We start from the raw sequence: 757 nt of genomic DNA, 5'->3' as shown, positions 1-757 counted from the left end.
GGGGGAACCGCAGAATTCGGAAAAAATCGTACGCTAAGCTAACGGTGTTCTCGTGACAGCTCTTTGACTAGGCTTTCTAAGGCCATTCTGATAGCCCTGACTTCCTGAAAAGCCATGGCTAAAATTTGTGCGGCTAAAAGGGATAACCGATGGTAAAGTAAGTTATCCCTGTCGAGATACTGAAAAGCGTTATCCTCGTTTTTCCCAAAACTGTTTTGCCAGTTCGCTCAGAGCGCTAGTTAACTGAGCGACAGATTTCGCACTTTGCAAATTATTCTGCCCGGTCTGTACATTGGTATCAGCAGCATCGCGTATATTGATAATACTGCGGTTTATGTCTTCACTTACTGCTCCCTGCTGCTCGACCGCAGTCGCTATTTGCGCGTTCATGTCGGTAATTTCGTTAACGCGTTGGCCAATTCCATCAAGAGCTGTAGCTGCTTCCTCTGCGTGAGCTACACTCGTGTGCGCTTGCCGACCACTTTGCTCCATGACTGTAACAGCGGATTGCGCTCGCTCTTGTAGAGCGCTGATCATGCTTTGAATATCCGTTGTCGATTGCTGTGTGCGAGCAGCAAGACTGCGAACCTCATCGGCGACAACAGCAAAACCACGCCCCTGCTCACCAGCACGCGCGGCCTCAATTGCTGCGTTGAGTGCCAACAAATTCGTTTGCTCGGCGATCCCTCGTATAACGTCAAGAACTTTTGATATCTCGTTACTTTGACCTTCAAGCTCATGAATAACCTGAGCGGCT

General features: G+C 49.0%; 1 protein-coding gene. It reads right to left on the bottom strand.

Going from position 1 to position 757, the window contains the following annotated elements:
- Positions 1-189: 189 nt before the first annotated feature.
- The coding region (locus PG898_RS21175) for a methyl-accepting chemotaxis protein (RefSeq protein ID WP_270824995.1) at positions 190-757 on the bottom strand (568 nt) is incomplete at its 5' end.

Source organism: Aeromonas sp. QDB31, from assembly GCF_027707605.1.
Taxonomy (GTDB): domain Bacteria; phylum Pseudomonadota; class Gammaproteobacteria; order Enterobacterales; family Aeromonadaceae; genus Aeromonas; species Aeromonas media.
The sequence above is the reverse complement of the archived record's forward strand: the minus strand, read 5'-3'. Positions and strand labels throughout refer to the sequence as shown.